This window comes from Glutamicibacter nicotianae, assembly GCF_016907615.1.
Classification (GTDB): domain Bacteria; phylum Actinomycetota; class Actinomycetes; order Actinomycetales; family Micrococcaceae; genus Glutamicibacter; species Glutamicibacter nicotianae.
Map to the genome: position 1 here is coordinate 2505338 of NZ_JAFBCH010000001.1, position 24750 is coordinate 2530087.

The following is a 24750-nucleotide window of genomic DNA, read 5'->3' on the forward strand; positions in this document are numbered from 1 at the left end:
CCATTTACGGCGTTCGCCCGCAGGTGAAGGTGAGCAAACTAACCCAGCGGAAGCATGCCATATTAGGCACACCTGCGTTGTCTGCCGGTATTTTCCGGCCTATTCTAGGGTCACTGTGGTTTTCTTATCTCTTGTCGCATCGCATTCGCAGCTCGATCTGGAGACCGTGGCACAAATCAGTGCTTCGGCCGATGGGCTGGCAGCTGCCTCCGTTAACGGTTCGGCAGCTATCAATGGTGCCGTCGTGCTTGCTACGTGCAACCGCTTCGAAGTCTACGCGGACGTGGACCATGTGGAGGACGCCGCGGATCATCTGGTCAGCGAGCTGGCCGCCAGCGCAGGCCTCTCCCCCGAATTCCTGTCCCGCCGCCTGACCACGCTGGAAGGTGACCCGGTGATCGAGCACCTCTTCTCCGTCGGTGCCGGCCTGGACTCTGCCGTGGTCGGCGAACGCGAAATCGCCGGGCAGGTGCGCCGCGCGCTGACCCAGGCGCAGCAGGAAAAGACCACGACCAGCAACCTCACCCGGCTGTTCCAGAACGCCACCCGCGCGGCCAAGGATGTCGGTTCGAATACCGATCTCGGCACCCAGGGCAAGTCCGTGGTTTCGGTAGCCCTCGATCTGGCCGAAGAGCTGCGCGATGAAGCCAGCGACTGGTCCGAACAAGACGTCGTGCTCTTCGGCACCGGTTCCTACGCTGGCGCCACGATGGCGCTGCTCAAGGAACGCGGCGTCCAGCGCATCTCGGTCTACTCGCATTCCGGACGCGCCGCAGATTTCACCGCCAAGCGCGGCGGTTTCCCGCTGAACGACGAATTGCTGCCGCAGGCGCTGCGCGAAGCAGACATCATCGTTGGCTGCTCCGGAGGCGGACACCAGCTGGCCCGCGAAGAACTCGAAGCCCTGCGCGTTGAGAAGCACCCGCTGATAGCCATCGACATGGCGCTCACCCACGACTTCGACCCGACCCTGGCGGAACTGCCGGATGTCGAGCTGATCACCTTGGAATCGGTGCGCATGGCGGCCCCGACCGAACAGGTGATGGCCGTCCACGCTGCGAGCCGGATCGTCAAGAAAGCCACCGCTGAGTTCGCCGCAGCCCAGCGGGAACGCGAAGCGGACTTTGCGATTGTCGCCCTGCGCCAGCACACCAAGAGCGTATTGGATGCGGAAATCGCCAAGGTCCGCGCACAGCACGGCTGCAGCGCCGCCGCCGAGGAAGTGGAACTGGCCATGCGCCGCATGGTGCGCCAGCTGCTGCACGTGCCTACCAAGCGCGCTCGCGAGCTGGCAGGCGAAGGCCGCACCAGCGAGTATGTCGCGGCCTTGGAAACCCTCTACGGCTTGGAACTTGACCAGCCCGTTGCCGAGAAATCGGAACCAATGCAGGCCCAGGGCAACTGCCCTGCCGCGCCTGAAGTCAAATCAGCGTAGAAAATCTGATTTCCCGCTGGATTTTTCCACTTTCCGCACAGAAGCATGGAATACTACTTCCAAGTAGATTAGTCTCCCGACAATTCCTTCGATGACTTGGGAGCTGATCACTCTGCAGCTGGAAAGGCCCCATTCGACATGACGGAACTCGAAAATATCAAAGGCACCCGCCCGCAACGGATGCCACGTGAAGCGCGTCGGCGCCAGCTGCTGCAGGCAGCGCACCAGGTTTTCGTGGCCCAGGGCTATCATGGCGCGTCGATGGACGAAATTGCTGAAGTCGCTTTGGTCTCCAAGCCGGTCCTCTACCAGCACTTCCCCGGCAAGCGCGAGCTGTATCTCGCCTTGCTCGATTCCCACCTGGCCGACTTCAGCCGGCAGCTCGATGAAGCGATCCGCTCCACGAATGACAACCGCGAGCGTGTCTTCGCCACCATCAACACGTACTACAGCTACATCAAGGGCGAATCCCAGGCCTACCGCCTGATCTTCGAATCCGATGTCCTCTCCGATCCGCTGATCGCCCATCGCATCGAGCAGTTCAACAGCTCGCTGGCTTCCTCTATCGCCCGCGTAGTGGTCGAGGATACCGATATGAGCGAGGACGAGGGCCTGCTGGCAGGCCGGGCACTGGCCGGGCTCTCCCAGGTTTCGGCTCGCTACTGGGCCACCAGCGAGTCCTCGGTGGACCAGGAGGCGGCTGTCGAGCTGATCTCCCTTTTAGCTTGGCGCGGAATTTCGCAGTTCCCGAAGGAAAACTAGCTAGATTAGTGACTAGAGGCCCCACACGGGACACCTATTTCGTTCGAGAGGATCTGCGACAAACATGGAAATCCGCATTGGCATTCAGAATGTAGCCCGCGAAGTAGTGCTTGACTCCGAGCTGAGCAACGCCGAAGTCAACGAGCTGGTAGCGAAGGCTATCGCCGACGGAACCGTTCTGGCACTGAAGGATCCAAAGGGCCGCGAGGTCTTGGTGCCTTCCGCTGGCATCGCCTACGTTGAGGTTGGCCCGGAAGAAGTCCGCCGCGTCGGCTTCGCACAGTAGCGCTTGCGGCTCGCCAAGGCCCTGCCTTGGCAGCTGGTTGCCGGTTTCGCCCGAATGCGAAACCGGCTATTTCTTTGCCCAAATAGTGCTTCGAGTCACCGAGTCGTGATATTCCTAGGGTGTGACTGAACGAAGAATCCGCAGCCCCCGCCCGGTTCCCGCCAACTCGTTGGCCCAGCTGCTGCTCGGCCTGGAAGCGGAGTTCGAGGTGCCGGCGCCTTTCGACGAGCAGACTTTGGAAGCCGCGGAGCAGGCGGTGGCCCAAATGCAGCTCCCCGACCAGGACGCGACCGGCCTCCCCTTCTTCACCATTGATCCGCCCGGCGCCACCGATCTCGACCAGGCGATGTTCCTTGAACGGCACGGCGACGGCTACACCGTGCACTACGCCATCGCCGACGTGCCCGCCTTCGTTGCCCTGGGCAGCCAGCTTGATGCGGTGGCCCGCCAACGCGGCCAGACCTACTATCTGCCGCACCGCAAGATCACCTTGCACCCGCCGCTGATTTCCGAGGACCAGGGCTCGCTGCTGCCGGGCAAGGAACGTCCGGCCTTCCACTGGAAAATCTACCTGGACGCTGATGGTGCCCTCGGCGACGTTGTACTGCGCCGCGCGCGCATCCGTTCCAGGGCGCAGCTGGACTACGCCTCGGCCCAGGCACGACTGGATTCGGGAGAACCCGATGAGCAGCTCGAGCTGCTCGCCGAAATCGGCGCGGCCCGCCTGCGCCAGGAGCAACTGCGCGGCGGCGCCTCGCTGAACCTGCCGGATCAGGAAATCGAGGAAGCCGGCGAGGGCTACAAACTGGTCAGCCGCACTCCCCTGCCGCTGGAAGGCCACAACGCGCAGATTTCCCTGCTCACCGGCATCGCCGCGGCCCGCATCATGCTCAAAGCCGGCGTGGGCATCTTGCGCACCATGCCTGCCCCGGATGAGGCAGACCAGCGCGAATTCCGCACCCAAACCCAGTTGCTCGGCACCCCGTGGGATGAATCGCTCAGCTATGGGCAGTACCTGCATGCATTGGATGTCAGCGACCCGAAGCAGCTGGTCATCATGCATCGCGCCGCTGCCCTGTTCCGCGGCGCGGACTACCAGGTCATCAATGGGCAGCCCGAGGAAGAACTCATCCAGGCGGCACTGGCAGCACCCTACGCGCACACCACCGCTCCGCTGCGCCGCCTAGTGGACCGCTTCGTGCTGCTCACCTGCCATCTGCTGTCCACCGGCCAGCCGCTCCCGGCGCAGCTCACTTCGGCATTGGAGGAACTGCCCGGGCTGATGCGCAGCAGCAGCATTGCCGCCAACCGGGTGAACAATGCGGCCGTTGACCTGCTCGAAGCCTATGTGCTCAAGACACGGGTCGGGGAAGAATTCCAGGCCATCGTGCTGAAGTCCGCTGAGCAGAAAGAGGACGGCAAGATTCGTCCCGGAGTCCTCCAGCTGGCAGATGAACCGATTACCGGATCCTTCACCGGATCCGCCCAGCCAGGCACCTTGGTGCGCGTGAAGCTGGTGCAGGCCGATCCAGAAGTACGCAAGATCAGCTTCGAAATCGTGGCTTCGGACTCCTAAGCCCGGGTTTCAGCGCAAAACCGGTTATGCTTGGCCTATTAGCAATTAGGATGCCCGATCGCAATGGGCTGATAGATGAAACAGTTTTATGGCGACTTCCCAGCGGTCGCCATCCCGCAGGTGCCTGGCCAAGGCGCCTGACGTGAAAGCAGCGATCGGCTCCGCTGGATTCGCGCGGTACCCTGCATGCTCATGGCTTCTTGAAAGCCGGAATGGAGCAGGTGCCGTGCCCGCAAGAAATGAGAACACGGACATCGTGACTGACACGACGCTTTCGGCAGCAGCTGCCGAACCACAAGACAACGAACCAACCGCCGCAGAGCCAGCCAAGCAGAGCTTTGCCGATCTGAACGTTCGCGAAGACATTGTTGCTTCGCTCTCGGAAGCCGGGATCGAGTACCCCTTCCCCATCCAGGCCTTGACCCTGCCAGTTGCCCTGGGCGGCAACGACATCATCGGCCAGGCCAAGACCGGTACCGGCAAGACCCTGGGCTTCGGTATTCCTGCCTTGCAGCGCGTGATCCGCGAGGGCGACAAGGGCTACGCGGATCTTGAATTCCCCGGTGCCCCGCAGGCCTTGATCGTCGCCCCGACCCGCGAGCTGGCCATCCAGGTCGGCGCCGATTTGGCCCAGGCTTCGAAGCACTCGAACATATCGATCACCACCATCTACGGCGGGCGCCCCTACGAAGAGCAGATTGCCGCGCTGAAGGCCGGCACCGACGTAGTGGTCGGCACCCCGGGCCGCCTGATCGACCTGAACCGCCAGCGCGTGCTGAACCTCAAGCAGGTGCGCACTGTGGTGCTGGACGAGGCCGACGAGATGCTGGACCTCGGCTTCCTGCCGGATGTCGAGCGCATCCTGGCCGCACTGCCGCCGGTACGCCAGGCGATGCTGTTCTCGGCCACCATGCCCGGCGCCGTGATCACCATGGCCCGCCGCTACATGACCCGCCCTACGCACATCCGCGCCCAGGATCCGGGCGATGACGATTCTCTGACCAAGCGCAATATCCGCCAGCTGGTCTACCGTGCGCACAACATGGACAAGGACGAGATGGTAGCACGCCTGCTGCAGGCCGAGGGCCGCGGCAAGACCATCATCTTCACCCAGACCAAGCGCTCGGCTGCCAAGCTGTCCGATGAGCTGGTGGACCGCGGCTTCAACGCCGGTTCGCTGCATGGCGATCTGGGCCAGGGCGCCCGCGAGCAGGCGTTGAAGGCCTTCCGCTCGGGCAAGGTCGACATCCTGGTCGCCACCGACGTCGCAGCCCGCGGCATCGACGTGGATGACGTCACCCACGTGGTCAACCTGCAGTGCCCTGATGACGAGAACACCTACCTGCACCGCGTGGGCCGCACCGGCCGTGCCGGCAACACCGGCACCGCGGTGACCTTCGTGGACTGGGACTCGGTGCCGCGCTGGTCGCTGATCAACAAGGCGCTTGGCCTGAACGTTCCCGAGCCGGTGGAAACCTACTCCTCGTCGCCGCACTTCTTCACCGACCTGGATATCCCCAAGGGCACCAAGGGCCGGCTGCAACGTGCCAAGAAGACCGCCGCCGCCGAGGGCGACGGTTCCCCGCGCCGCGAGGAATCAGCGCGTACCCCTCGCCGCCGCAGCAATTCCCGCACCCGTACCCGCACCGTGAACGGCGTGCAGACGCGCCAGCGCGGCGGGCAGGGCTCCGGTGCCGAGCAGGACGGCGCACGCCACGGCCACTCCAAGGGCAAGCAGGATCGTCCGGCACGCGAAAACGAGCGCCACCGCGAAACGCATATGGCCGGCGAGGAGCAGGCAGCGGCCGAGGGCTCAGCACCGGCACGCCGCCGCCGTCCGCGCCGCCGCACCCGCAGCACCGAAGCAGGCGGCCAGGACTGATTCCAGTCCAACCGGCCAGTCAACTTTTCCGAAAGGAACTTACACCAGCGGTGCTCGCTCTACCCGAAGAACCAGCTTTGCCTGATGCTGGAACACCAGACGCCCACGCGTACGGCGTTCCAGCCTCGGGAAATACCGTGTACCACGGCGACAACCTCTCCATCCTCGGCACCCTGCCCGATCAGAGCTTCACCCTGATCTACGTGGACCCGCCATTCAACACCGGACGCAAGCAGACCCGTGCCCAGCGCACCATGGTCCGCGCTGCCGAAGGCGAAGGCGACCGCACCGGGTTCAAGGGGCGCGAGTACAACACCGAGCTGGGGATCGCCCGGTCGTATCACGATGCCTTTGACGACTACCTCAGCTTCATCGAGCCGCGGCTGCGCGAGGCCCACCGCCTGCTGGCCGAGGACGGCACGCTCTACGTGCATCTGGATTACCGCGAGGTGCATTATGTGAAGGTGCTGCTCGACGGGATTTTCGGCCGGGAGTGCTTCCTGAACGAGCTGATCTGGGCGTATGACTATGGGGCTCGTGCCAAGAGCCGCTGGCCGGCCAAGCACGACACCATCCTGGTCTATGTGAAGGATCCCAAGAAATACCACTTCGATTCGGCCGAGGTGGACCGTGAACCGTATATGGCCCCCGGCCTGGTGACCCCGGAGAAGCGTGCCCTGGGCAAGCTTCCGACCGATGTCTGGTGGCACACCATCGTCTCGCCTACCGGCAAGGAAAAGACCGGCTATCCGACGCAGAAGCCCGAAGGCGTGCTGCGCAGGATCGTGGCCGCGTCCTCGCGCCCCGGCGATTGGGTGCTGGACTTCTTCGCCGGCTCCGGCACCACCGGTGCGGTGGCGGCGAAGCTGGGACGCCAGTATGTGCTGATTGACCAGAACGTCGAAGCCATCGAGGTGATGAAGGCCCGGTTGCCTGAAGGCACCACTTATATCGAGGCCTGAGTCCCAGTCCCCTCGTCGATAATCCTTTGCAGCATGCCCGGCTCGGTGAGATTCTCACCGAGCCGGTTCAGCTTTCCGGTCCCGTGGTAGTCCGAGGATCCGGTGACGATCAGATGGTGCTCGGCGGCCAGCTCAAGCATCCAGGCCTTCCCCTCGGCGGTATTGTCCCGGTGGTGCACTTCCACTCCGGCCAGACCGGCATCGATCATCTCGTAGAAGGTCGAGTCGGGTACCACTCGTCCCCGGGCCGAGGCCTTGGGGTGCGCGAACACCGGAACGCCGCCGGCTTCGCGAACCAATTGCACGGCAGTGGCCGGATTCACCGCTGGATGCGACACGTAATAGCGCGAACGTGAGGACAGGATGTTGGCGAACGCCTCGTTGCGGTTCTCCACCACCCCCGCGGTCACCAGCGCATCGGCAATATGCGGGCGGCCAACGGTGGAGCCCGGGAGGCAATGCTCCCCCACCAGATCCCAGCTGATCGGAAAGTCCTCGGCCAGCAGATCGACAATGCGGCGGGCGCGGATGATCCGCGAGTTCAGCGAGCGGTTCAGCTCATCGAGCAGCGGCTGGTAGGTGGGGTCGTGCAGGTAGCTGAGCAGGTGCACGCTGATACCGTGGGCATCCTGGCAGGTGATTTCCATGCCCGGAACGAACCCCAGTCCCAGCTTCCGCGCCTGCTCCGCGGCTTCGTCCCAACCGCTGGTCTGGTCATGATCTGTCAACGCCACGACATCCAGGCCGGCAGCCGACGCTGCGCGCATCAGCTCGGACGGAGTTTCAGTTCCGTCGGACACATTGGAGTGGGTGTGCAGGTCAATTCGCATATGCCTAGGTTATCCCCTGCGCTGATTCTTTGCTGGGATACAGCTGATGGTGACACACTTGGAGCATGACCAATCAAGATTCAACTGCACCAAGCACTGATCAGCCGTTGGAAGACCGCGTGAACAACCGTTCCCAGCGTCCAACGTCCAAGGCATTCCAGGAATTCATGGCCTCCTCGTGGGCCAAGGACACCTCGGACTTGCCAGAGCAGGATGCCGCTGCCAGCTACGCGGCGGCCCGTCGTGCCAAGCTCTCGGAAAACTTCACAGGCGAGCGCATCGTAATCCCGGCCGGCCCGCTCAAGGTCCGTTCCAACGACACCGACTACCGCTTCCGCCCGCATTCGGCGTTCGCCCACCTCACCGGCCTGGGCGTCGACCACGAGCCCGACGCAGTACTGGTCATGGAACCAACCGATGACGGCGCAGGCGAGCACGGCTCCAACCACGTTTCCACCCTGTACTTCGCGCCGATGGCCGGCCGCGACACCACCGACTTCTACCTGAACTCGCGGTCCGGCGAATTCTGGGTCGGCCCGCGCCCTACCCTCTCCTCGCTGTCGGCACGCACCGGGATGCCTACCGACTCGCTGGAACAGCTGGAAATGGCGATCACCAAGAACTCCGGCCCGCAGGCCCTGGGCGGCATCCGCATCCGCCTGGTGCGCGAAGTCGATCTGAACATCGAGGCGCTGGTGGACACCTCGCGCATCAACACCGGGCAGGACTTGGAAGCCAGCGACGCCCTGGATACCGAGCTATCCGAGTTCGTTTCCGAGCTTCGCCTCATCAAGGACGAATACGAAATCGCGGAGCTGCGCAAGTCGGTTGCCGCAACCATCAACGGTTTCGAAGATGTGGTGCGCAACTTGGACAAGGCCGTCGCCCACGAACGCGGCGAACGCGTTGTCGAAGGCACCTTCTTCGCCCGTGCCCGCCTTGAGGGCAACGAGCTGGGCTATGACACCATCGCCGCCTCGGGCAACAACGCCACCATCTTGCACTGGATCCGCAACACCGGATCCGTCAAGCCAGGCGAGGTGCTGCTGCTGGACGCCGGTGTCGAGGCCGAATCGCTGTACACCGCGGACATCACCCGTTCGCTGCCGGTGTCAGGCACGTACACCGAGGTGCAGCGCAAGGTCTACCAGGCCGTACTGGATGCCGCCGATGCCGCGTTCGCCGCGGCCAAGCCGGGGCTGAAGTTCCGCGACCTGCACCAGATCGCTACCCGTGTCCTGGCCGAGCGCCTGTCCGAGTGGGGCCTGTTGCCGGTCTCCGTGGAAGAAGCAATGGATCCAGAAGGCCAGCATCACCGCCGCTGGATGCCGCATGGCACCAGCCACCACCTGGGCCTGGACGTGCACGACTGCGCGCAGGCACGCGCCGACCTGTACCTGGATGCCAAGCTGGAAGAAGGCATGGTCTTCACCATTGAGCCTGGCCTGTATTTCAAGAACGAGGATTTGGCGATCCCCGAAGAATACCGTGGCTTGGGCGTGCGCATCGAGGACGACATTCTGGTCACCGCCGATGGCGCTGAGAACCTGAGCGTGGCCCTGCCGCGCAAGCCTGACGAGGTCGAAGCGTGGATGGCTAAGCTGCGCGGCTAAGTCCTCCCTCGGCTTTAGCCAGCGAAGGCCTGGGTGCAGTTACCGTGGTAACTGCACCCAGGCCTTGCTTGTGCCCTGCTGTCGCTTAGCCTTCCGAATCCTTGCGGGACGCTGGATCCTGCTCAGGCTGTTCGGCCTGGGCTTGCGGTTGTTGCGAGGTATCGACCTTCGGCTCGAATTCCGACAGGTCCTGCGCTTCCGGGGCCTCGGATGCGGGTGCTTGGGCGTGCTCCTTGGCCGGCTGTGCCGCTGGAGCTGCTGGCTTGGCCTCGTTCACTCGCACGCCATAGCGCGGGCGGCCATCTGGCAGGTCGGGGAACTGCGAGCTGCGCTCCGCGCCGGTTGCAGGCTGCGCACCGCTGGCCGGTGCTGCCGCGGCTGGCTGTGCTGGAGGCGTGGCGGGGGCGGCAGGCGCCTGCTGCTGCGGGGCCGCCGCTGGGTGCGCCGGGGCCTGATGCGGGCGCATAGGCAGCTTGGAGGCCAGGGTGCGGGCAGCCTGCGCATGCTCGAAATCAACCACTACGTCGAAGCTGGTGGCCACGAACTGGCTGGAGGACGCGAAATCGCGCTTGCCACGACGGGTCGAATAGCTGATCACGCCAGCGATCATCCAGATAGCCATGCCCAGGCCGATAGCCGAGAGAATCTGGTACAGCCCGTTTCCGCCTCCGCCGAAGAGCGTCAGCAGCAGGCCGACGAACAGGCCCATCATGCCGCCCTGGGCGGCACCGGCCAGCGCCACGCGCGGGTAGGACAGCTTCGCGGTGACCCGCTCCACGGTGCGCACGTCGTTGCCGACGATGCTTACCGCAGCGACCGGGAAATCATTATCGGCCAGGTAATCCACGAGCTTCTGGGCATCGAGATAGCTGGTGTAACGTCCAAGCAGTTCTCCGCGCGGCAAGCCGCTGGTGCTAATCGAATTTACTCCATGAGGCGAGGTCATATCTATATTGTGCACGGGTTTACTGTGAGCCTGCATAGTTGTGAAGCAACTATCGCTGTGGGTGAAAGAAACAGGGCGTCGCCTGTGGCTTGGCACACCGGGAACAGGCCGTGAACGCGATAGTCTAGGAAGGTGAGCGCACAAGTGTCTAAAATCTTCGTCGCCCGGCTGCTCGGGCTTGATGTCTTTGACCCCTTGGGCGACCGCCTAGGCCGTTTACGCGATGTCGTGGTGGTCTCCCGCGGCCCCAAGAAACCCGCCGCCTGCGTGGGCCTGGTCGTTGAGGTCCCCGGCAAGCGGCGGGTCTTCGTTCCGATGACCCGCATCCAGTCCATGGAAGCCAACCAGGTGATCTGCAACGGCCTGGTGAACATGCGCCGCTTCCAGCAGCGCGGCCAGGAAATTCTGGTGGCCGCCGAAATGTTCGACCGCACCATCACCTTCATTGACGGGTCCGGCCGCGGCGTCATCGAGGATATCGGCCTTGCGCAGACCCGTCGAGGCGACTGGGAAATCAACGAATACTATGTCCAGCGTGGCGAACCCACCGCCAATCTGCTGGGGCTGCGTTCGCGCCGCCGCAACAAGGTACTGGTGTCCTGGGACGAGGTCAGCCACGGTTCGAAGAGCGAACCTCAGTCCGCTGACACCTTCGTGGCAGCCCACGACGAAATGAAGCCCGCAGACTTCGCCGACGCCCTGCACGAAATGAATGAGAAGCGCCGCCTGGAAATTGCCACCCATCTGCAAGATGAGCGCCTGGCTGACGTGCTCCAGGAGCTCCCGGACCGCGAGCAGGTGGAAATTCTCTCCGCACTGGGGCTGGAACGCGCCGCGGACGTGCTTGAGGAAATGGACCCGGATGACGCGGCCGACCTCCTGGCCGAAGTCAGCGAAGAGACCAAGCACCAGCTGCTGGATCTGATGAACGAGGAAGAGGCCAAGGACGTCCGCCGCCTGCTCGCCTACCCTGAAGGCACCGCCGGTTCGATCATGACCCCTGTTCCGGTCATCCTCACCCCGGAATCCACGGTCGCGGAAGCTTTGGCGTCGGTGCGTCTGGAGGAGTTGAGCCCCGCGCTGGCTTCCACCGTGTATGTGGTGCGCCCGCCTCTGGAGACCCCCACCGGACGCTACTTGGGCCAAGTTCACATCCAGGCGCTGCTGCGTGCCGCTCCCCCGGAACCGTTGGGCGATATCCTAGATACCGAGCTGGAACCGATGTCGGATCTGGCCAATATTACCGAAGTGGTTCGCCATTTGGCCACCTACAACCTCACCAGCGTCGGCGTGACCAACAAGGAGGGCCGGCTGGTCGGCGCCATCACCGTGGATGACGTGCTGGACCACATCCTTCCGGATGACTGGCGTTCCCAGGACTAGCCAACGCCCCAACTACCCACCAGCAGCAAAGGAGTTCCAGCTATGGCTGAGCAGCGCAAGAGTAACGGCCTGGATACCCCGCTTGCAGCACGGCAACGCTTCTGGCCGAGGTTCTCCCCGAACCCCGACCTCTTCGGTTCGGCCACGGAGAAGTTCGCCCGCTTCATGGGCACTCCCCAGTTCCTGCTGTACATGACGGTATTCTGCGCCTTCTGGCTGATCTGGAATTCGGTCGCGCCGATCAATTGGCGTTTCGACGATGCCACCATCGGCTTCACCGCGCTGACGCTGATGCTTTCCCTGCAGGCTTCCTACGCGGCTCCGCTGCTGCTGCTGGCACAGAACCGCCAGGATGACCGCGACCGTGTCTCACTGTCAGAGGACCGTGCCCGGGCAGAACGCAACCTGTACGACACCGAGTACCTGACCCGCGAGCTGGCTTCCCTGCGTCTGGCCCTGCGCGATGTCGCCACCCGCGACTACGTCCGTTCGGAATTGCGCAATGTCCTAGAAGAACTGCTGGAAACCGCCGACGGCGAAGAACTGCACCTGCGTGCCAAGAAAAAGGGCGGCAACAAGAACTCCCAGCCGCAAACCGGAATGATCGAAACCGTCAAGCCCCAGCAGAGCCAGCACCGGAAGAACAACTGAGCATTGAGCAACACCCCAGAACTCCTCGCCGCCCTCGCACAGGTCAACGACCCGGAGCTCCGCCGGCCCATCACCGAACTGGGCATGGTGGAATCCGCTGAATTGGCCGATGGCACGGCCACCGTGAAGATCTTGCTGACCATCGCCGGTTGCCCGATGCGCTCCACCATCGAGCAGGACGCCACCGCGGCCCTGCTGGCCGTGGACGGCGTGCAGCACGTCGAGGTGGAGCTGGGTGTCATGGATCCGCACCAGCGGGCAGCGTTGCGCGAGTCCCTGGCCAGCCGCCGCACGCCGTTCTCCGACCCTGCCTCCTTGACCCGGGTGATCGCGGTGGCCAGCGGCAAGGGCGGAGTGGGCAAGTCGTCGCTGACCGCGAATCTCGCCTGCCAGCTGGCAGCCCAGGGGCTGAAGGTCGGACTGATCGACGCCGACGTGCACGGATTCTCCATTCCCTCGCTGATGGGAATCTCGCAGAACCCCACCCGGGTGGATGAGATGATCTTGCCACCGGTAGCGCACGGGGTGAAGGTCATTTCCATTGGCATGTTTCTGGATTCCAACCAGCCGGTGATCTGGCGTGGACCGATGCTGCACCGCGCCTTGGAACAGTTCCTTTCGGATGTCTATTTCGGCGACTTGGACTACCTGTTCCTCGATCTGCCGCCGGGCACCGGGGACATGGCGATCTCAGTTTCCCAGCTGCTGCCCAATAGCGAGCTCCTGGTGATCACCACCCCGCAGTCCACTGCGACAGAGGTTGCCGAACGCGCCGGCACCATCGCCTTGCAGACCAAGCAGAAGGTGATCGGCGTGGTGGAGAACATGAGCTTCCTGCAACTGCCCGACGGCACGCGCATGGAGGTCTTCGGTTCCGGCGGCGGCGCCAAGCTCAGCGACTCGCTGAGCCAGCAACTGGGATACCCGGTGGAACTGCTGGCCCAGATTCCATTGGAAGAATCCGTACGCGTGGGCTCGGATCAAGGACAGCCGGTGGTGCTCAGCGCCCCGGATGCTCCTGCCGCCACGGCGATGCGGGAGCTTGCAGGAAAACTGGAACAACGACCGCGCGGACTTGCCGGGCGATCGCTGCCAATGACGTTCTAAAATGGGTTGCAGGCCTAAGTTGCTTCGGAGTCGAACGGAGCCGGTTCGTTGGCGCCCAGCTGCTGCTGCGTGGTGATGGAAGGAACCGCGGTACGTACCGGAGCCGGTGCCACCGTCTTGGCGGGGGTGCTCTTGGCAACATTCACGGCATCATCGAATTCATCGATAAGCGCTTCCTTGATGATTCGACGAGGATCATACTGGCGCGGGTCCAGCTTCTTCCAGTCGATATCGGCAACTTCGTCGCCGACTTCCTCGCGCAGCTGCTCCTTGGCCCCATTGGCCATGCGCCGCACTTCCTTGACCAGATTCGCTAGCTTTTTGGCGTACTCGGGAAGCTTTTCGGGGCCCAGAATAACGACCGCAAGCACGGCGAGAACGACAAACTCGCCACCATTAATACCAAAAAGATCCACGTAAGAAGATTACCTTGTTCCAGAGCCACTAACGAAGTCACCGCGCCATGCCAACGGTGAACACCCGGTGAACGGGGTTAGCTGGCTGCGCGCAAGCCTCGCGGGATGCGTGGCAACGACATGGTCTTGGCTGGGCGATTCGCCGGATTGCGGTGAGCAAGCGCGTCTCGCAGCATGGCACGGCCACGGTGGATCCGCGAGCGCACCGTACCTAGCTTCACGTCCAATATGCGTGAGACTTCCTCGTAGGAAAAGCCTTCCATGTCGCACAGGACGATTGCCGCACGGAACTCCGGGGATAGGGCGCGCAAGGCCTCTTGCACGTCGACATCCAGGTTGTTGAATTCGAAATAGCGTTCCGGGGTCACAGCGGTACCGGGCATCCGGTCTTCGCTTCCCTCGGCGAAACGATCGAAGCGGATCTTGCTCTTGCGCCGCGCCTGATCCAGGAATAGATTCGTGGTGATGCGGTGCAGCCACCCGCCCATGGTTCCCGGAGTGTAGTTCTCCAGTGCCTTGAACGCGCGAACAAATGCCTCTTGGGAAAGGTCCTCGGCATCCTGGCGGTTGCCAGTCAACCGGTAGGCCAAACGGAAAACCCGCTGCCCATGCTCCTGGACCATCTGGTCCCAGGTCGGGGTCGCGGTTTCGCCAGTCGCAGCAGCAGAAACAGATTCACTTCGTGCATTATTCACACTCCAAGTATGAAATGGGAAGCTGAGCTGAAGCTAAGAATCATCTGCGCGAGAACCTGCAAGTTCAACGATTTCGGGTAACGGCGTAGGTACGATTGGTACTGGCCACGCCAATTCAACTCTTGAGGACCACCGCAGATGCCTTCGATGAATCCAGAACTCTTTGCGAGCTGGACCTACGCCCAGACCCACGTCAACGAGCCGGAGCATGTCGCCGCGGTTCGCGAGCGCGCGGAAGACCTGGGCGTGCGGTGCATTGACCCGGCGGGCCGCTCCATGCTGCAGCTGCTATGCACCCTGCGCCAGCCGCGCAACGTCGTGGAAATCGGTTCCGGCGTAGGTGTCGCGTCCTTGGCAATGCTGGAAGCCATGGGCAGCGCCATGACGTTGACCGCGATCGAACCGGATCTGGAACACGCCAATGCGATGCGGCAGGGCCTGCGCGACTCGTCAATCCCGTCTGCCCGCGCCCGGATCATCAATGAGCGTGCGGAGAACGTGCTCTCGCGCTTGGCGGACCACGCCTACGACCTGGTGCTCATCGATGCCGGCGCCGAACTGCTGCTCGAATATGTAGCGGAAGCCAAGCGGCTGGTGGGAACCGGCGGCGTGATCATCGTGAACCATGCCTTCGACGAGCACCGCCTGGCCAAGCCGGCAGTGCGTCGGCCTTCCACCGTCACGACCCGCGATGCACTGCGCATGATGCGCGAGGATCCGCGGCTGCAAACGCATCTTGTCCCAACCGAGCAGGGATTGTTCGTAGCTACTGTCCTTCCGGCCAAGCCGGCCACGTGGCGCTAGGAGCCATTTTCGGGCAAAACGAAGGACCGACATTTCTGCCGGTCCTCAATTGCCGCACGAACACCTCGTGCGGCCAAGCTGGAACTTGAGCAACCCTACTCGGTGACCTTGAGCAGGCACTCGCGCAATTCGGTTGCCTCGTCGTTGTTCAACTCGACCACCAGTCGTCCGCCTCCGTCGATTGGCAGGCGCAAGATGAGGCTGCGCCCTTCCTTAGCGACTTCCATTGGCCCGTCACCGGTGCGTGGCTTCATAGCAGCCATTAAGCTGTTCCCTTCGTCTGTGGCTAACACATGCGTTGGCGCGTGCCGCGCATGCAACCGAATGCCTAGTCCATCCTCAGCAAGGAATCCCGGCTGAGTTGGGACACTTATCTCTTATTATTACTAATTTTCGTTCGTGTCGCTAATCACACGCCGTGACTCCAGATCACGAATCGTATTCTCAAGGTTGGTGATTTCGGCCGCCAGGACATCGAGCACATCATCGACCTGGTCGCAACGGTAGCCGCGCAAGCCCAGGGAGAAGCGGACCTTGTCCACGTCCTCGGCGCGCGGATTCTTGGGCAGCAGCACCGGTGGCAGCGATGCCTGGTGCTCGACCAATCCGGTGATGGCATCCCCAGTGGATTCGAAGTGGCGGCCGGCTGGTACGTTCTTCCGCTGGCTGGAGAACAGCAGCGCGACCGCGCCGACCAGCAATACCGCAATGGCAATCAGGAGCGTTGGCATCGGTTACTGCCCCTTCGCCAAGTTGCCGACCTTCTGGTTTTCCTGATGTGCGCGCAGCACCAGATCCACCGCTTCATCAGGATCATCCGTGATCGTGAACAGATCCATATCAGCCGGCGATATGGTGCCTTCGGCAACGAGCGTGCTGGCCATCCAGTCGACCAAGCCTCCCCAGTACTCGCTGCCCACAAGCACGATCGGGAAGCTGGTGATCTTCTTGGTCTGCACAAGGGTCAGCGCTTCGAAGAGTTCATCAAGGGTGCCGAAACCGCCAGGCAGCACAATGAAGCCCTGCGAGTACTTCACGAACATCGTCTTGCGCACGAAGAAGTAGCGGAAATTCAGGCCCTTGTTCACCGAGGCATTCAGTCCGGTCTCGAAGGGAAGCTCAATTCCCAGGCCCACCGAGACCCCGTCCTTCTCCGCGGCACCCTTGTTGGCGGCTTCCATTGCACCAGGGCCGCCACCGGTGATCGTGGTGATGCCTTCCTCGGCCAGCCGGCTGCCGACACGCTCGGCCATCGCGTAGTAAGGGCTGTTCCGGTCGGTGCGCGCCGAACCGAAAACTGCGATGGCGGGTCCGGTATCGGCCATGGTTCCAAAGCCGCTGACGAATTCCGATTGGATCCGCAGCACTCGCCACACATCGGTGTGCGTGACGTCGGCCTGCGGACTGTCCAGGAGATAGTGGTCAAGCTGATCTTCCGGCTGTTTCCCTGGCCAGCTCGCTTCGATGTGGCGCTTTTGCCCGAGGCGGGCATTTTCTTCACTCTTACGCTGATGAACCATGCCTTCACTCTATCGGTTAGTTCTGCCCATCCATGGATGTGACCTACCGCTGATTGAAGAACAGTTTGATAACAACTCGGTGTGACGTGGCCGAAGACTCGCGTAGCCGGCGTCACATCAAGTAATGTCTACAACATGAACAGCGATCATCAGGCTCAGGCTTCTTCTGCCGGCCCTATCGTCCAGCTGACTGGGGTCAATAAGCACTACGGTGCGTTGCATGTGCTCAATGACATCAATCTCGAAGTCACCAAGGGCGAGGTTGTTGTGATCCTCGGTCCTTCCGGCTCGGGCAAGTCGACGTTGTGCCGCGCCATCAACCGGCTTGAAACCATCGATGAAGGCACCATCAAGATTGACGGCAAGACCCTTCCCGAAGAAGGAAAGGCGCTGGCCAATCTGCGTGCAGATGTCGGCATGGTCTTCCAGTCGTTCAACCTCTTCGCCCACAAGTCGATCTTGGAAAACGTGACCCTCGGACCGATCAAGGTCAAGGGCATGAAGAAAGACGAAGCGAAGAACTTGGCAATGCAGTTGCTGGAGCGGGTCGGCGTGGCCAACCAGGCCGGCAAGCTGCCGGCACAGCTTTCCGGCGGCCAGCAGCAACGCGTGGCGATCGCCCGTGCACTGGCCATGAAGCCGAAGGTCATGCTCTTCGACGAACCGACCAGCGCCCTGGACCCGGAAATGATCAACGAGGTCCTGGACACCATGGTCGGACTGGCGAGGGAAGGCATGACCATGCTCGTGGTCACCCACGAGATGGGCTTCGCGCGGAAGGCCGCGGATCGCGTGATTTTCATGGCCGACGGCCAGATCGTCGAGCAGGCCTCACCGGAAGATTTCTTCACCAATCCCAAATCCGACCGTGCCAAGGATTTCCTTGGCAAGCTGATCACCAACCACTGATTTCATCATCACGCATCCACTAGGAGGAACAATGCGCAAGACTCGTTTCGGTACCGTAGCCGCAATGGCCGCCGTCGCAGCCCTGGCCCTGACTTCATGCGGCGGCTCCGGCGATAGCGAAGCCGACGGCGACAAGATCCGCATCGGCATCAAGTTCGACCAGCCAGGCCTCGGCTTCAAGGACGGCGATAACTACACCGGTTTCGATGTGGACGTCGCCAAGTACGTAGCCAACGAATTGGGCTACACCGAGGATCAGATCGAATTCGTTTCGGCCCCTTCGGCCAACCGCGAGACCATGCTGCAGAACGACCAGGTCGACATGATCTTCGCAACCTACTCGATCACCGATGAGCGCAACAAGGTCGTCGACTTCGCCGGTCCATACTTCGTTGCCGGCCAGGACCTGCTGGTTCCGGCCGACTCGGATATTGCCGGCCCGGAAGATCTTGACGGCAAGAACCTCTGCTCGGTCACCGGTTCCACCTCGGCCCAGAAGGTCAAGGACAACTTCGCCCAGAACACCAACCTGCAGGAGCTTCCGGGCTACGCAGAGTGCACCACCCAGATGAGCGGCGGCACCATTGACGCGGTGACCACCGATGACATCATCCTCGCGGGCCTGGCTGCGCAGCCAGCCTACAAGGGCAAGTTCAAGGTAGTTGGCGCGCCGTTCTCGGAAGAGAACTACGGCGTGGGGCTGCCTGATGGCACCGACAAGTGCGCCGACATCAATGCGGCGATCACCAAGATGATCGAGTCCGGCGAATGGCAGAAGGCCCTGGACAAGAACACCGAAGGCACCGGCTACAAGCCAAACGCTGAGACCAACCCGCCAACCCTTTCGGAGTCCTGCGCCTAGCAGCATCTGATGCAATGGGGGCCAAACGCAGCGTGTTTGGCCCCCATCTGCAATCTGCGTTACTCCGGTAACCGGCTGAAGCAGGTATCGGACCCATAGCCACTTGGCCGGTCTTCCGGCCATCGAGACAGAGGCTTGCAGTGGAGAACTATTTATCCATATTCACTGAGTACGACATTCCCGGAGCTTTCTGGGTCAATATCCAACTAACGTTCTGGGCTGCCATTGGCGCCCTCGTTTTGGGCACTATTCTGGCCCTGCTGCGCATCTCCCCCGTAGGGAGCTTCCAGGCCATTGGCACCAGCTACGTCAACTTGATCCGCAATACGCCGCTGACCATCATCATCCTGTTCTGCGTGCTGGCGCTCTATGGCCAGCTCGGATTCGTGCTCAGCTCAGACTTCCAAAACAACTTCTTCCGCTTGGCCGTCCTTGGCCTTGCGGTCTACCACGCGGCGTTCGTGTGCGAAGCGATCCGTTCCGGCGTGAACACGGTTCCACTGGGACAGGCGGAAGCTGCCCGTGCCATCGGTTTGAGCTTCTTGCCCGCAGCACGCCTGGTGATCTTGCCGCAGGCCTTCCGCGGAGCGATCGTGCCGCTGGGCAATACCCTGATCGCCTTGATCAAGAACTCCACGGTCGCGGCGGTCGGTTCGGTAGCCACCGAATCCTCCTCGGTCATGAAGACCATGATCGAGTTCCGTGCCGATATCGTCATTCCGATCTTCTTGACCTTCGCAGTGGGCTTCGTGATCATCGTTATTCCGGTTGGTCTGCTGACCACTTGGGCTTCGAAGAAACTGGCGGTGGCACGATGAGCGCCTCGATTCTTTTCGATACGCCCGGGCCCAAGGCCCGGCGCCGCATCCTGGCTGTCAACATCATCGGTGCCCTGATTGCCCTGGGCATCGTTGCTTGGATCATTTTGGGCCTCGCCGCCAAGGACCAGATGCAGGCTTCCCAATGGGATGACTTCATCGAGACGAGCACCTGGAAGAACTACCTGCTGCCCGGCTTGTGGAACACCGTCAAGGCCGCCATCTTCGGCATCGTCGGTTCGGTGATATTCGGCCTGATCTTCGGTATTGGCCGCCTGGCGCAGAACAAGCTGGTCAATGGCGTTTCCACGGTGATCGTCGAATTCTTCCGTGCGGTTCCAGTGCTGCTGATGATCGTGTTCTTCAACGTCTTCTTCTCCCGCTCATTGCAGCTGCCAGGAGATACCGCGATGTGGGCCGTGGTCGCGGCGCTGATCTTCTACAACGGCTCGGTCGTTGCGGAGCTGGTCCGTTCCGGCGTGCACAATCTGCCCAAGGGGCAGCGTGAAGCCGGTATCGCCATCGGTCTGACCCGTGGCAAGTCCTTGCGCTACATTGAGATTCCACAGGCGCTGGTGGCCATGCTGCCGGCGCTGATCGGCCAGTTCGTGGTGATCTTGAAGGACTCGGCCTTGGGCTACATCATCAGCTTCAACGAGCTGCTGTTCTTCGCCCGCACCTACTCCTCGCCGAACGGCAACGTGCTGCAAGCGCTGATCGTGGCAGCGGCGATCTTCATCATCATCAACTTCACCCTGAGCAAGCTGGCAGTGATCGTCTCGCGCCGGTTGAGCAGCCGGGTGAAGAAGGACAAGACTGCAGCCGCCAACCCCGCGGCTGCAGTGGTTGGAGCCCCCGCGGATATGGGCACGCAAGCGGACCAGGATCGCGAGGATCCCAAGGCCTAGCCAACGCAACAGAAAAATCTCCGTACCGCTTGGGCATCAACCACACGGTACGGAGATTTTTTCTTGCCACGACAATTCCTCAGTGACAGGGCGTCGCTAGCGCAGCCATGCGCGCAGGCTCTGCAGGCAATCACGGATGGCCTGCTGCGGTACATGCTCATCATCGCTGTGTGCTAGCAGCGCATCTCCTGGGCCGAAGTTCACTGCCGAAACTCCCAAGGCCGAGAAGCGCGACACGTCGGTCCAGCCGTACTTCGGCTTTGGTTCCTGGCCCAGCACCTTGATCAGGTCCGCGGCAATCTGCTGGTCCAATCCCGGTTTGGCTCCATCGGCGCCATCGGTGCGCTCGATATCGAAGCCAGCGAAAAGCTCGCGGACAACGGCCTCAGCCTCGGCCAGCGTCTTGTCCGGGGCGAATCGGTAGTTCACTTCCACCTCGCAGTAATCCGGAATCACGTTGCCCGCGATGCCGCCGGCAATGCGGACTGCGTTCATTCCCTCGCGGTAGTCCAGGCCTTCGACGGTGATGGTCTGGGGCTGGTAGGCAGCCAGCCGCTGCAGGATCTCCCCCGCGTCGTGGATCGCGTTATGCCCCATCCATGCGCGTCCCGAATGGGCCGCCTTGCCGCGGGTGCGGATGACGAAGCGGCTGGTTCCGTTGCACCCGCCTTCGACGGTGCCGTTGGTCGGTTCCAGCAGGATCGCGAAGTCGGCTTCCAGCAGTTCCGGGCTGTTCTTGGCCAGCCGGCCCAATCCGGATTTGGCCGCTTCAACTTCCTCATGGTCGTAGAAGACGTAGGTGACATCGTATTTGGCGTCGGTCAGCTCTGCCGCCAGGGCAAGCTGCACGGCAACCCCGCCTTTCATGTCCGTCGCACCGCGGCCATAGAGCACCCCGCCGATGACCTGTGCGGGGACGGTGCCCTTGGCGCCCTCGGTGCGCGGCAACGGCACGGTGTCCAGATGCCCGGCCAGCACGACGCGGCGTTCGCGGCCAAAGCTGGTGCGCGCCACGATGGCGTCCTGGTCCCGATGGACCTCAAGATGCGCCAGCTGCTGCAGCGCGTGGTGCACCTTGTCGGCCAGCTCTTGTTCATTGCCGGAAACGGATTCAATGTTCATGACCTGCTCGGTGAGCAGGGCAACGTCTTGTTGCAGGTCCAATTCGTTCACGGCTGGCTACGTCCTGAGTCTCTAGCTTCACTTTTTTGTCATTTATCAACGTTACACCGGTCAGCAAAGATACGATCGGTGTATGACTTCAGAATCTGTGACATCCAGCGAATCATCTGTCCGTTTAGCCTCAGCGCATGGCCTTGCAACGGTCGCATCCGATGGAACGATCCTTGATGTTTGGTACCCGGCTCCCGTCTTGGGCGAACTCGCCCAAGCTGAAGAGCTCTCCGGTGAACTCTCTGCCGCCGCGCAGGATGATGCAGCCCGCGGCACCACCCAGAAGGTAGTTTCACTGACCATTAATCTTGATGTAGCTCCGGCTGACACCGCCGATGTGTGGCTGCGCCTGCACCTGCTATCGCACCGCCTGGTCCAGCCGAACAGCATCAACCTCGACGGCATCTTCGGCCACCTGGCAAATGTCGTATGGACGAGTTTCGGTCCTTGCCAGGTCGAGGGCTTCGAAACGACCCGGTTGAAGCTGCGCGCTCGTGGTGCGGTCACCGTGTACGGCGTGGACAAGTTCCCGCGGATGGTCGACTATGTGGTTCCGGCCGGCGTGCGCATTGCCGACGCTGGACGTGTGCGCCTCGGCGCCCACCTGGCTTCGGGCACCACCGTCATGCACGAAGGGTTCGTCAATTTCAATGCCGGCACCTTGGGCACCTCGATGGTGGAAGGCCGCATTTCGGCATCGGTCGTTGTCGGCGATGGCTCGGACGTTGGAGGCGGCGCATCGATCATGGGCACCTTGTCCGGTGGCGGCAAGGAACGCATTGTCATCGGCGAACGCGTGCTGCTGGGGGCCAACGCCGGTGTGGGCATCTCGATCGGCGATGACTCGGTGGTCGAAGCTGGCCTGTACGTCACCGCCGGCACCCGAGTCGTTCTCGGCGACAAGCAGGTCAAGGCGCTTGAGCTGTCCGGCGTGCCAAACCTGCTCTTCCGCCGCAATTCAATCACCGGCGCTGTTGAGGCCCTGCCGCGCGCAGGCCAGACCGTTGAGCTGAACAGCGCGCTTCACGCCAACTAATTCTCCTGTTGCATTCGAACTGGCAGATCAAGAAAGTGGTCTGCCAGTTTTTATTGCCCAATTTCTTGCTGCTCGGCTAGCCACCGGGAAAGATGATGGTCACCATCGGCTGGATGAAGCCGTGGAAGGCCTTGGAGTCGCGTAGCAGCGACGTGCTGGCCACGATGGTGGCCCTGCCGGTCAGCCAAGCCCTGGGCTCGTCCAAGGGCACGTCAACGAGGTGGATCTCCTGCCGAGTGGCTTGCATATCGTGTTCCACACCGTGGTCAATCAGTATCCTCTCCAGCTCATCCATGCGGTGCGGCACATACTTGCCGCTGTTTTCTGCAAAATCATGGGCATGCTGCTGGGCGAATACCGTGGCCTGCCCATAGTGGGCCCGGGCCAGCCGGGCTAGGGCCGGGTAGCCCTCGTCTTCCAGCCGCTTGATCAGTGCATCACTGGCTTCCGGTTCGCTGGCTGGCGCCACCGCGGTCAGCGAATCCCACCAGGAACTCCATTCCTGCTTGAACTGTCCGTGCGAGTCGTCAATCATGTTGCGGTTCTTGATTTTGGAAGCCAGCCGGCTATTGGGTCCGGCCTCCGCGGGGTGGACGCCTGAGAGTTCGCGCAGGTACAACGCCATCAGCATATTCTGATTGGTATTTATGGTCAGCGACCAATTATTTCCACGACGTAAGTACATGCATACCACCTGATCCTTCGGCACACTTGTCGTTTCCTCTGCCTCAAAGGATACTCCCGAAGTTCCGCTTAAAACAGGGAAGGACCTGTCCCCCACTATCGTGGGAAGACAGGTCCTGCCGCAGGAATCCGGCAGCTAGCCTAGGCCTGGTAGCCCGGGTAGTTGCGAGCGGTTTCACCCATGTACAGCTGGCGCGGGCGGCCGATCTTCAGCTCGGGGTCCTTGATCATTTCACGCCACTGCGCGATCCAGCCTGGCAGGCGGCCGATGGCGAACAGTACGGTGAACATCTTTTCGGGGAAGCCCATGGCGGTGTAGATCAGGCCGGTGTAGAAGTCCACGTTCGGGTAGAGCTTGCGCGAGATGAAGTATTCATCGTTCAGTGCAGTTTCTTCCAGCTTCATCGCGATATCAAGCAGCTCGTTCTTGCCCTGCTTTGCCAGCAGGTCGTGAGCGGTCTTCTTGATGATCTTGGCGCGTGGATCGTAGTTCTTGTACACGCGGTGGCCGAAGCCCATCAGGCGTACGCCATCTTCCTTGTTCTTGACCTTGGTCATGAACTCTTCAGGGGTCATGCCCGAAGACTGGATTTCGCGCAGCATCTTCAGCACGGCTTCGTTGGCGCCGCCGTGGGCCGGGCCGGACAGCGCGTGGATGCCTGCCGAAACCGAAGCGAACATGTTGGCTTCCGAGGAGCCAACCAGGCGCACGGTGGAGGTCGAGCAGTTCTGCTCGTGGTCAGCGTGCAGGATCAGCAGCAGGTCAAGGGCCTTGACCACGTCTGGATCCACGATGTACGGCTCGGCAGCGGTGCCGAAGCACAGGCGCAGGAAGTTCTCGACCATGTTCATCGAGTTGTCCGGGTACAGCAGTGCCTGGCCAATGGACTTCTTATGCGCGTACGCGGCCAAGACCGGCAGCTTTGCCAGCAGGCGCAGGGTCGAACGCTCAACCTGTGCGTCATCCTTCGGATCCAGCGAATCCTGGTACCAGGTTGACAGGGCCGAAACAGCCGAGGACAGCACCGGCATCGGGTGCGCGTCGCGAGGGAAGCCGCCGAAGAAGCCCTTGAGCTCTTCGTGCAGCAGGGTATGGCGGCGCAGCGAGTTGTCGAACTCGGCCAGCTGGTCGGCAGTTGGCAGTTCGCCGTAGATCAGCAGGTAGGTGACCTCGATGAAGCTGGACTTCTCGGCCAGCTGCTCGATGGGGTACCCGCGATAGCGCAGGATGCCTGCGTCGCCGTCGATGTAGGTAATCGCGGATTTGGTGGCCGCGGTATTCATGAAGCCGGGATCGTAAGTCACGTTCCCGGTGGTCTTCAAAAGTGGGGCTACGCCGAATCCGTCGTTGCCCTCTGCTGCCTGAATTACCGGCAGCTCGAGGCTGGATTCTCCAAAGTGTAGCTGTGCAGACGTAGTATCTGTCATTGCATCTCCTAACCGGAAAGCGTGTAGTTCCGAAAGGTCAGTCGTCACCGTAGAACATACCGCG

General features: G+C 62.0%; 26 protein-coding genes. 16 read left to right on the plus strand and 10 right to left on the minus strand.

Annotation, left to right across the window (positions count from 1 at the left end):
- The first annotated feature begins 115 nt into the window (after positions 1 to 115).
- The 6 genes from JOE62_RS11880 (at position 116) to JOE62_RS11905 (ending at position 6903) form a co-directional block, all read left to right on the plus strand.
- Positions 116 to 1435, plus strand: a complete 1320-nt coding sequence (locus JOE62_RS11880) for a glutamyl-tRNA reductase (protein ID WP_204722518.1) — start codon at positions 116 to 118, stop codon at positions 1433 to 1435.
- Positions 1436 to 1573: 138 nt separating this feature from the next.
- The gene (locus JOE62_RS11885) at positions 1574 to 2197 is read left to right on the plus strand and encodes a TetR/AcrR family transcriptional regulator (protein ID WP_204722519.1); all 624 of its coding nucleotides are present in this window, start codon (positions 1574 to 1576) and stop codon (positions 2195 to 2197) included.
- A 64-nt stretch (positions 2198 to 2261) separates the two neighbouring features.
- Positions 2262 to 2483: a DUF3107 domain-containing protein gene (locus tag JOE62_RS11890; RefSeq protein WP_038990596.1), complete on the plus strand. Its 222-nt coding sequence runs from the start codon at positions 2262 to 2264 to the stop codon at positions 2481 to 2483.
- A 121-nt stretch (positions 2484 to 2604) separates the two neighbouring features.
- Positions 2605 to 4059, plus strand: a complete 1455-nt coding sequence (locus JOE62_RS11895; protein ID WP_204722520.1) for an RNB domain-containing ribonuclease — start codon at positions 2605 to 2607, stop codon at positions 4057 to 4059.
- Positions 4060 to 4315: 256 nt separating this feature from the next.
- Positions 4316 to 5941 carry a DEAD/DEAH box helicase gene (locus JOE62_RS11900; RefSeq protein ID WP_204723289.1) on the plus strand — a complete coding sequence of 542 codons (1626 nt, stop codon included), beginning with the start codon at positions 4316 to 4318 and terminating at the stop codon, positions 5939 to 5941.
- A 77-nt stretch (positions 5942 to 6018) separates the two neighbouring features.
- Entirely contained in the window at positions 6019 to 6903 is an 885-nt protein-coding gene (locus JOE62_RS11905; RefSeq protein ID WP_204723290.1) for a DNA-methyltransferase, read from the plus strand.
- Here JOE62_RS11905 and JOE62_RS11910 read toward each other — a convergent pair.
- Positions 6888 to 7733: a PHP domain-containing protein gene (locus JOE62_RS11910; RefSeq protein WP_204722521.1), complete on the minus strand. Its 846-nt coding sequence runs from the start codon at positions 7731 to 7733 to the stop codon at positions 6888 to 6890. The two genes, JOE62_RS11905 and JOE62_RS11910, sit on opposite strands and share 16 nt — an antisense overlap.
- A gap of 65 nt (positions 7734 to 7798) precedes the next feature.
- Between JOE62_RS11910 and JOE62_RS11915 the strand changes: the two genes are divergently transcribed.
- Complete coding sequence (locus tag JOE62_RS11915; protein WP_204722522.1) at positions 7799 to 9346, plus strand: aminopeptidase P family protein; 1548 nt, start codon at positions 7799 to 7801, stop codon at positions 9344 to 9346.
- Positions 9347 to 9431: 85 nt separating this feature from the next.
- Here the strand turns inward: JOE62_RS11915 and JOE62_RS11920 are convergent, their stop codons facing one another.
- Entirely contained in the window at positions 9432 to 10292 is an 861-nt protein-coding gene (locus tag JOE62_RS11920; RefSeq protein ID WP_204722523.1) for a YflT domain-containing protein, read from the minus strand.
- A gap of 132 nt (positions 10293 to 10424) precedes the next feature.
- Here JOE62_RS11920 and JOE62_RS11925 point away from each other — a divergent pair, with 132 nt between their 5' ends.
- Genes JOE62_RS11925 through JOE62_RS11935 form a run of 3 tightly spaced genes read left to right on the plus strand, consistent with a single transcriptional unit; the run spans position 10425 to position 13433 of the window.
- The gene (locus JOE62_RS11925) at positions 10425 to 11675 is read left to right on the plus strand and encodes a magnesium transporter MgtE N-terminal domain-containing protein (protein WP_204722524.1); all 1251 of its coding nucleotides are present in this window, start codon (positions 10425 to 10427) and stop codon (positions 11673 to 11675) included.
- Positions 11676 to 11717: 42 nt separating this feature from the next.
- On the plus strand, positions 11718 to 12326 hold the full coding sequence (locus JOE62_RS11930; protein ID WP_128469965.1) for a DUF1003 domain-containing protein: 609 nt from the start codon (positions 11718 to 11720) through the stop codon (positions 12324 to 12326).
- Positions 12327 to 12329: 3 nt separating this feature from the next.
- Positions 12330 to 13433 carry an Mrp/NBP35 family ATP-binding protein gene (locus tag JOE62_RS11935; RefSeq protein ID WP_204722525.1) on the plus strand — a complete coding sequence of 368 codons (1104 nt, stop codon included), beginning with the start codon at positions 12330 to 12332 and terminating at the stop codon, positions 13431 to 13433.
- A gap of 14 nt (positions 13434 to 13447) precedes the next feature.
- Here the strand turns inward: JOE62_RS11935 and JOE62_RS11940 are convergent, their stop codons facing one another.
- The gene (locus tag JOE62_RS11940) at positions 13448 to 13849 is read right to left on the minus strand and encodes a sec-independent translocase (protein WP_204722526.1); all 402 of its coding nucleotides are present in this window, start codon (positions 13847 to 13849) and stop codon (positions 13448 to 13450) included.
- A 77-nt stretch (positions 13850 to 13926) separates the two neighbouring features.
- Positions 13927 to 14544, minus strand: coding sequence for an RNA polymerase sigma factor SigE (gene sigE, locus JOE62_RS11945; RefSeq protein WP_038990605.1), 618 nt, complete (start codon positions 14542 to 14544; stop codon positions 13927 to 13929).
- A 138-nt stretch (positions 14545 to 14682) separates the two neighbouring features.
- Between sigE and JOE62_RS11950 the strand changes: the two genes are divergently transcribed.
- The gene (locus JOE62_RS11950; protein ID WP_204722527.1) at positions 14683 to 15348 is read left to right on the plus strand and encodes an O-methyltransferase; all 666 of its coding nucleotides are present in this window, start codon (positions 14683 to 14685) and stop codon (positions 15346 to 15348) included.
- Positions 15349 to 15443: 95 nt separating this feature from the next.
- Here JOE62_RS11950 and JOE62_RS11955 read toward each other — a convergent pair whose 3' ends face one another.
- The 3 genes from JOE62_RS11955 to JOE62_RS11965 form a co-directional block, all read right to left on the minus strand.
- On the minus strand, positions 15444 to 15611 hold the full coding sequence (locus JOE62_RS11955) for a DUF3117 domain-containing protein (protein ID WP_013349509.1): 168 nt from the start codon (positions 15609 to 15611) through the stop codon (positions 15444 to 15446).
- A gap of 123 nt (positions 15612 to 15734) precedes the next feature.
- Positions 15735 to 16079, minus strand: a complete 345-nt coding sequence (locus tag JOE62_RS11960; protein WP_204722528.1) for a DivIVA domain-containing protein — start codon at positions 16077 to 16079, stop codon at positions 15735 to 15737.
- A gap of 3 nt (positions 16080 to 16082) precedes the next feature.
- Positions 16083 to 16868, minus strand: a complete 786-nt coding sequence (locus JOE62_RS11965; RefSeq protein ID WP_204722529.1) for an LOG family protein — start codon at positions 16866 to 16868, stop codon at positions 16083 to 16085.
- A gap of 177 nt (positions 16869 to 17045) precedes the next feature.
- On the opposite strand from JOE62_RS11965, the gene JOE62_RS11970 reads away from it, so the two are divergent.
- From JOE62_RS11970 to JOE62_RS11985, 4 genes are all read left to right on the plus strand, one after another.
- Positions 17046 to 17777, plus strand: a complete 732-nt coding sequence (locus JOE62_RS11970) for an ATP-binding cassette domain-containing protein (protein ID WP_204723291.1) — start codon at positions 17046 to 17048, stop codon at positions 17775 to 17777.
- A 31-nt stretch (positions 17778 to 17808) separates the two neighbouring features.
- Entirely contained in the window at positions 17809 to 18639 is an 831-nt protein-coding gene (locus tag JOE62_RS11975) for a glutamate ABC transporter substrate-binding protein (protein ID WP_204722530.1), read from the plus strand.
- Positions 18640 to 18779: 140 nt separating this feature from the next.
- Complete coding sequence (locus JOE62_RS11980; RefSeq protein WP_204722531.1) at positions 18780 to 19457, plus strand: ABC transporter permease subunit; 678 nt, start codon at positions 18780 to 18782, stop codon at positions 19455 to 19457.
- Positions 19454 to 20365 carry an amino acid ABC transporter permease gene (locus JOE62_RS11985; RefSeq protein ID WP_204722532.1) on the plus strand — a complete coding sequence of 304 codons (912 nt, stop codon included), beginning with the start codon at positions 19454 to 19456 and terminating at the stop codon, positions 20363 to 20365. The genes JOE62_RS11980 and JOE62_RS11985 overlap by 4 nt, the downstream gene beginning before the upstream one ends.
- A 96-nt stretch (positions 20366 to 20461) precedes the next feature.
- Here JOE62_RS11985 and dapE read toward each other — a convergent pair whose 3' ends face one another.
- Complete coding sequence (dapE, locus tag JOE62_RS11990; protein WP_204722533.1) at positions 20462 to 21538, minus strand: succinyl-diaminopimelate desuccinylase; 1077 nt, start codon at positions 21536 to 21538, stop codon at positions 20462 to 20464.
- 82 nt (positions 21539 to 21620) lie between these two features.
- Here dapE and dapD point away from each other — a divergent pair, with 82 nt between their 5' ends.
- Positions 21621 to 22574 carry a 2,3,4,5-tetrahydropyridine-2,6-dicarboxylate N-succinyltransferase gene (gene dapD, locus JOE62_RS11995; RefSeq protein WP_204722534.1) on the plus strand — a complete coding sequence of 318 codons (954 nt, stop codon included), beginning with the start codon at positions 21621 to 21623 and terminating at the stop codon, positions 22572 to 22574.
- Between the two features lie 76 nt (positions 22575 to 22650).
- Here the strand turns inward: dapD and JOE62_RS12000 are convergent, their stop codons facing one another.
- Positions 22651 to 23199, minus strand: coding sequence for a hypothetical protein (locus JOE62_RS12000; protein WP_204722535.1), 549 nt, complete (start codon positions 23197 to 23199; stop codon positions 22651 to 22653).
- Positions 23200 to 23399: 200 nt separating this feature from the next.
- Positions 23400 to 24686, minus strand: a complete 1287-nt coding sequence (locus JOE62_RS12005; RefSeq protein WP_038990615.1) for a citrate synthase — start codon at positions 24684 to 24686, stop codon at positions 23400 to 23402.
- Positions 24687 to 24750 lie beyond the last annotated feature (64 nt).

Coding starts and splice junctions, on each gene's coding strand:
- JOE62_RS12005 (WP_038990615.1), bottom strand. CDS start 24,686: ATGACAGATACTACGTCTGCACAGCTACACTTTGGAGAATCCAGCCTC.
- JOE62_RS12000 (WP_204722535.1), bottom strand. CDS start 23,199: ATGGCGTTGTACCTGCGCGAACTCTCAGGCGTCCACCCCGCGGAGGCC.
- JOE62_RS11985 (WP_204722532.1), top strand. CDS start 19,454: ATGAGCGCCTCGATTCTTTTCGATACGCCCGGGCCCAAGGCCCGGCGC.
- dapD (WP_204722534.1), top strand. CDS start 21,621: ATGACTTCAGAATCTGTGACATCCAGCGAATCATCTGTCCGTTTAGCC.
- JOE62_RS11920 (WP_204722523.1), bottom strand. CDS start 10,292: ATGACCTCGCCTCATGGAGTAAATTCGATTAGCACCAGCGGCTTGCCG.
- JOE62_RS11885 (WP_204722519.1), top strand. CDS start 1,574: ATGACGGAACTCGAAAATATCAAAGGCACCCGCCCGCAACGGATGCCA.
- JOE62_RS11915 (WP_204722522.1), top strand. CDS start 7,799: ATGACCAATCAAGATTCAACTGCACCAAGCACTGATCAGCCGTTGGAA.
- JOE62_RS11950 (WP_204722527.1), top strand. CDS start 14,683: ATGCCTTCGATGAATCCAGAACTCTTTGCGAGCTGGACCTACGCCCAG.
- JOE62_RS11890 (WP_038990596.1), top strand. CDS start 2,262: ATGGAAATCCGCATTGGCATTCAGAATGTAGCCCGCGAAGTAGTGCTT.
- JOE62_RS11910 (WP_204722521.1), bottom strand. CDS start 7,733: ATGCGAATTGACCTGCACACCCACTCCAATGTGTCCGACGGAACTGAA.
- JOE62_RS11965 (WP_204722529.1), bottom strand. CDS start 16,868: ATGGTTCATCAGCGTAAGAGTGAAGAAAATGCCCGCCTCGGGCAAAAG.
- JOE62_RS11960 (WP_204722528.1), bottom strand. CDS start 16,079: ATGCCAACGCTCCTGATTGCCATTGCGGTATTGCTGGTCGGCGCGGTC.
- JOE62_RS11955 (WP_013349509.1), bottom strand. CDS start 15,611: ATGGCTGCTATGAAGCCACGCACCGGTGACGGGCCAATGGAAGTCGCT.
- JOE62_RS11975 (WP_204722530.1), top strand. CDS start 17,809: ATGCGCAAGACTCGTTTCGGTACCGTAGCCGCAATGGCCGCCGTCGCA.
- JOE62_RS11930 (WP_128469965.1), top strand. CDS start 11,718: ATGGCTGAGCAGCGCAAGAGTAACGGCCTGGATACCCCGCTTGCAGCA.